Below are 5,558 nucleotides of genomic sequence, written 5' to 3'. Positions count from 1 at the left end.
GGGGTTGGCATGAGCGAAATCGAAGCCTTGGTGGTAGATAAGGCGAAAAGGGCAAAAGAGGCGGCGCGGCGCCTCGCCTACCTACCCACGACCGTCAAGGACGCGGGTCTTTTGGCGATGGCCGACGCGCTCGAGGCGAAGATGGTGGAGATTCTCGCGGCCAACGCGCAGGATCTGGAAGCGGGGCGGTTGATGGGACTTTCCAGGGCGCTGCTGGACCGGTTGATGCTCAACGAGAAGCGGGTAAAAGAGATGGCCCAGGGGTTACGCGACGTGGTGAAGCTTCCCGATCCCGTGGGCGAGGTCGTGGCCATGTGGCGGCGGCCCAACGGCCTTGAGGTAGGTCAGATGCGGGTGCCGCTCGGGGTTATCGGCATGATCTACGAGGCGCGCCCGAACGTAACGGTCGATGCCGCCGGATTGTGTCTTAAGGCGGGCAACGCGGTGGTCCTGCGGGGCGGTTCGGAGGCGATAAACTCTAACCGCGCCATCACCCGCATTATCGCTGCGGCAGCATACCAGGCGGGTATCCCGGAAGGGGCAATTGAGTTTATCGACCGGACGGAGCGGGAGGCAGCCCAGGTGCTGATGCGGCTTAACGGGTACATCGACGTCCTGATTCCGCGCGGCGGCGCGGGGCTTATCCAGACCGTGGTCAAAACCGCTACCGTCCCCGTTATCGAAACCGGGGTGGGTAACTGCCATGTTTACGTGGACGAGTTTGCCGATCTGTCCAAGGCTGAGCCGATCATCATCAACGCCAAGTGCCAGCGGCCGGGCGTTTGCAACGCGATGGAGACGCTTTTAGTCCATGAGGCGGTGGCCCCGGCCTTCCTCCCGGCGATAGCCCAGCGCCTCAAAGAGCGGGGGGTGGAGATCCGCGGTTGCCCCACCACTTTGAAGTTCATTCCCTGGGCGAAACCGGCTACCGAGGAGGACTGGTACACCGAATTCCTCGACCTTATCCTCGCGGTGCGGGTGGTGCGAAACCTGGACGAGGCACTTGACCATATTTACCGCTACGGGACCAAACACTCCGAGGCGATCATCACCGAGAACTACACCAACGCCCGCCGCTTCCTGAAAGAGGTAGACGCAGCTGCCGTTTACGTTAATGCCTCGACCCGTTTCACCGACGGGGGGCAGTTTGGCTTCGGTGCGGAGATCGGCATCTCTACCCAGAAGCTTCACGCGCGCGGGCCCATGGGCTTGAAAGAGCTTACTACGGTTAAGTATATCGTCTTCGGGGAAGGACAGATCCGGGAGTAGCCCTCTGATAACCGCGCGCGTAACATAAAGAAATAATTGATCCGGGGCTGGAATAACCGACGGCTATATTCTTTGGGCCTATTTTTTCGGTTCTTACATTGATCATTGGCTAAAGAAAGGTTATAATTTAGGCAAAATGGGGCGTACTGGTACGGTAGTGCAGATTGGCCTGATGGGGGGAACCTTTGACCCTATCCATTACGGGCACCTGGTAGCGGCGGAGGATGCGCGGTACGAGCTGGGCTTGGAAAAAGTGGTTTTCATTCCTGCGGGACAACCGCCCCACAAGCCGAAGGGATTGGTTTCTGAGGCGGCGCACCGTGTCGCGATGGTTCGTCTGGCTATCGCCACCAATCCCTGCTTTGAACTTTCTACGGTCGAAGTTGAGCGGCCAGGACCCTCTTATACAGTCGATACTGTGGCGGCCTTCCGGAAACAATACCCTGCCGGCGAGCTCTATTTTATTACGGGTGCAGATGCGGCGGCCGAAATCCTCTCGTGGCACAGGGCGGAAGAATTGCTCGCTCTCTGCCGGGTCGTAGCGGTCACCCGGCCCGGGTATGTACTGGATAACCTGCGCGAACGGCTGGCTGGGCTTGATACTTATCTCTGGCGCAAGATTCGCGTGCTTCCGGTTCCCGGCGTAGCCATTTCTTCCACGGCGATTAGGGAGCGGGTCCGCGAGGGAAGACCGATCCGGTACCTTTTACCGGACCAGGTTGAGGCGTACATCAAAGAACAGGGGTTGTATCGTTAAGGGTGTATCGGGGTGTTCCCCCGTGATCAAGATTAACACTTCAGGAGAAAAGAGGTGAGGTACGTGGCGCGGACCCTTTACGTGGGCAACCTGCCGTGGGCTACCCGGGCAGAAGACCTAGCGGAAATATTCTCCTCCTATGGCGAGGTGCTCTCCAGCCGGATCATTTCGGACCGGCAAACCGGGCGTTCGCGGGGCTTCGGCTTTGTCGAGGTACGCGATGAAGATGCCGACGCGATGATCGCTGCTCTCAACGGCGCCGAGCTCGGCGGCCGGGTCATCATCGTCAACGAGGCCCGGGAGCGGCAGGACGTTAGAAGGCGGTAAAAGCTTATTTCGGGATGAGTTTATAAGGGGGAATGATATTGGGCCTCAGTCCCCAGGAGTTGCTAAGCCTTATCGTCGCGGCCGCTGAGGAGAAAAAGGGTTTTGATATTATAATCCTGCAGGTAGGCCACCTGATGACGTTATGCGACTACTTCGTCATCTTGAGCGGCAGGTCGACGGTCCAGGTAAAGGCAATTGCCGAGCACATCCAGGATAAGCTGATGGAACGTGGGGTACCGGTCCTGCGCCGGGAAGGGTTCCGCGAAGGTTTCTGGGTGTTACTGGATTACGGGGATATTGTGGTCCATCTGTTCCGGGAAGAAGAACGCGAGTTTTACGGTCTCGAACGTCTGTGGCGGGATGCCCCGATCATCAAACCCGCAGTTAGTGGCTTGACCTGAGAGCTAATTTTATTTATAATTGTTGTGCGTGGGGCTGTGGCGCAGTGGGAGCGCGTTTCCTTGGCATGGAAAAGGTCGCGGGTTCAATTCCCGCCAGCTCCACCATAAGAGTGAAGGAGAGGAAGCCTCTTGTCTGGAACCCGGACAGAGGCTAATATTTTTAGAAGCAGGAGATAGACAGTCGGAGGCCGGCAGAGGGGAGACAATGGGCGGGTAAAGGCGTCAAAAAATTATGGCCTCTGGCTCTTTTTAGGAGGCGACCTGATGGAGGAAAGGTATCCTTTTGCGACGGTGGAGGAGAAGTGGCAACAGCGCTGGGCGGCGGCAGGGCTCTATCACGTTGACGATTTCGACAGCCGCCCCAAGTATTATTGTCTCGAGATGTTTCCTTACCCTTCGGGCCGGCTGCACATGGGGCACGTCCGCAACTACGCCATCGGGGACGTGGTGGCCCGCTTTAAAACGATGCAGGGTTACGCCGTTTTGCACCCGATGGGCTGGGACGCCTTCGGTTTACCGGCGGAGAACGCGGCGATCAAGCACGGTGTGCACCCCCGCGACTGGACGTGGGACAACATCGCCTTTATGCGCCGGCAACTCAAGGAACTCGGTCTGAGCTACGACTGGCGGCGGGAGATCGCTACTTGCCATCCGGGCTACTACCGGTGGACCCAGTGGCTCTTTCTCCAGTTCTACCACCGGGGCCTCGCCTATAAGAAAAAGGCTCCCGTCAACTGGTGCCCTTCCTGCGCCACGGTGCTGGCCAACGAGCAGGTGGTTGGCGGCGTCTGCGAGCGCTGTAAAACGCCCGTCACGCGGCGCGAGCTTGAACAGTGGTTCCTGAAGATTACGGCGTACGCGGAGCGGCTGCTCAACGACCTGGAAAAACTGCCCGGCTGGCCGGAAAAGGTCAAGATTATGCAGGCGAACTGGATCGGCCGGAGTGAAGGCGCCCTGGTCCACTTCCCGGTGGTGGGCCAGGAGGAGAAAATCAGCGTTTTCACCACGCGGCCCGATACCCTTTACGGCGTGACCTACATGGTGCTGGCGCCGGAGCACCCGTTAGTAAGCAAGCTTACCACGCCGGAGCGGCGGGAGGCGGTTGGGGCTTTTGTGGAGCGGGCGCGGCGCATGAGCGAGCTCTCGCGCACCGCGGGGGAGGCCGAGAAAGAAGGGCTTTTTACCGGCGCTTACTGTAAAAACCCGCTAACAGGTGAAGAGATACCGGTCTATATCGCCAACTACGTACTTATGGAGTACGGCACTGGTGCGGTGATGGCGGTGCCGGCGCACGACCAGCGCGACTTCGAATTTGCCAAGAAGTACGGTCTGCCCGTCAAGGTGGTAATCCAGCCGCCGGATGGGGAACTCGACGCAGCAACGATGACGGCGGCCTACGTAGACGAGGGCGTGATGGTGAATTCTGGCCCCTTCAGCGGGATGCCGAACCGCGACGGGATGCGGGCGGTAACTGCCTACTTGGAGGAGAAGGGGTGGGGGCGGTACCAGGTCAACTACCGGCTGCGGGACTGGCTGATCTCCCGGCAGCGTTACTGGGGTGCGCCGATCCCGATCGTTTATTGTGATAAGTGCGGTATCGTCCCGGTTCGGGAGGAGGATTTACCAGTGCTGCTCCCGTACGCGGTGGCCTTCAAGCCCACGGGGGAATCCCCGCTCAAGGATTGTCCTGAATTCGTCCACACCACCTGCCCGCAGTGCGGTGGTCCGGCCAAGCGGGAAACCGACACCATGGATACTTTTATCTGTTCCTCCTGGTATTACTTCCGCTACACGAGTCCGCGGGAGGAAAGCGGGCCCTGGGATCGAGCCAAGGTTGACCGGTGGCTCCCCGTCGACCAGTACATTGGCGGCGTGGAGCACGCCATCCTGCACCTCCTCTACTCCCGCTTTTTCACCAAGTTCCTCTACGATATCGGGCTGGTGGGGTGTGAGGAACCCTTCACTAATCTTTTGACCCAGGGGATGGTCTTAAAAGACGGCGCGAAAATGTCCAAGTCAAAGGGCAACATCGTCAGCCCTGAGGAGATCATGGCCAAGTTCGGGGCGGATACGACCCGGCTCTTTATCCTCTTTGCCGCGCCCCCGGAGCGGGACCTGGAGTGGAGCGACCAGGGAGTCGAGGGGTGTGCCCGGTTTTTAAACCGGGTCTGGCGGCTCTTCAATGCTCTTTTACCCGAAATTCAGGGAGCACCGGCACCCCAGGCGAACCTGGTAGGAGTGAACCGAGAGCTGCGGCGGCTCACCCACCTGACCGTCAAAAAGGTGACCGAGGATGTGGAGCGGTTCAACTTCAATACCGCGGTGAGCGCCATCATGGAGCTGGTAAACGGTATTTACCAGTTCTGTGACCGGGTGCCCCCGGTAGACCGGGACCCCGGCGTTCTGCGCGAAGCGGTCGAAAAGTTGCTTATTCTCCTGGCGCCCTTTGCCCCGCACCTTAGTGAAGAGCTGTGGGCGCGGCTGGGCGCTACCGAAAGCGTCCACCGGCAGTCATGGCCCCAGTACCACCCCGATCTTTTGGTTCAGGATGAGGTGGAAATAGCCGTCCAGATCAACGGCCGGGTCCGGGGCCGGATCGTTGTTCCTGGGGCGGCCACGGCGGCGGAGATAGAGACGGCGGCGCTCGCGGCGCCCCGCATCCGCGAGTGGCTAACGGGCAAAACCGTGACAAAGGTCGTGACGGTACCCGGAAAGCTGGTGAACATTGTCGTCAAGTAAATAAGTCCATCAAAGAATTTTCCCCGGTTGGCGAAAAAGTTCTGGGTGGAATGGCGTAATTTTTG

At 59.3% G+C, this 5,558-nt stretch carries 5 protein-coding genes and 1 tRNA gene; all 6 read left to right on the top strand.

Features of this window, described 5'->3' with window-relative positions; genetic code table 11:
• Positions 1-9 precede the first annotated feature (9 nt).
• The 6 genes from ACUVTA_RS08260 (at position 10) to leuS (ending at position 5,493) form a co-directional block, all read left to right on the top strand.
• Positions 10-1,269, top strand: a complete 1,260-nt coding sequence (locus tag ACUVTA_RS08260) for a glutamate-5-semialdehyde dehydrogenase (RefSeq protein WP_445952474.1) — start codon at positions 10-12, stop codon at positions 1,267-1,269.
• Between the two features lie 136 nt (positions 1,270-1,405).
• Positions 1,406-2,026, top strand: a complete 621-nt coding sequence (gene nadD / locus ACUVTA_RS08255; RefSeq protein WP_445952473.1) for a nicotinate-nucleotide adenylyltransferase — start codon at positions 1,406-1,408, stop codon at positions 2,024-2,026.
• Between the two features lie 54 nt (positions 2,027-2,080).
• Positions 2,081-2,353, top strand: coding sequence for an RNA recognition motif domain-containing protein (locus tag ACUVTA_RS08250; protein ID WP_445952472.1), 273 nt, complete (start codon positions 2,081-2,083; stop codon positions 2,351-2,353).
• A 38-nt stretch (positions 2,354-2,391) separates the two neighbouring features.
• A complete protein-coding gene (gene rsfS / locus ACUVTA_RS08245; protein WP_445952471.1) occupies positions 2,392-2,754 on the top strand; it encodes a ribosome silencing factor in 363 nt (120 codons plus the stop codon).
• Between the two features lie 30 nt (positions 2,755-2,784).
• Positions 2,785-2,859: transfer RNA gene (locus ACUVTA_RS08240), tRNA-Ala, on the top strand.
• A 159-nt stretch (positions 2,860-3,018) separates the two neighbouring features.
• Positions 3,019-5,493 carry a leucine--tRNA ligase gene (gene leuS / locus ACUVTA_RS08235; RefSeq protein WP_445952470.1) on the top strand — a complete coding sequence of 825 codons (2,475 nt, stop codon included), beginning with the start codon at positions 3,019-3,021 and terminating at the stop codon, positions 5,491-5,493.
• Positions 5,494-5,558 lie beyond the last annotated feature (65 nt).

It is taken from the genome of Thermodesulfitimonas sp. (assembly GCF_052743955.1).
This window is presented reverse-complemented; position numbering and strand designations above follow the sequence as displayed.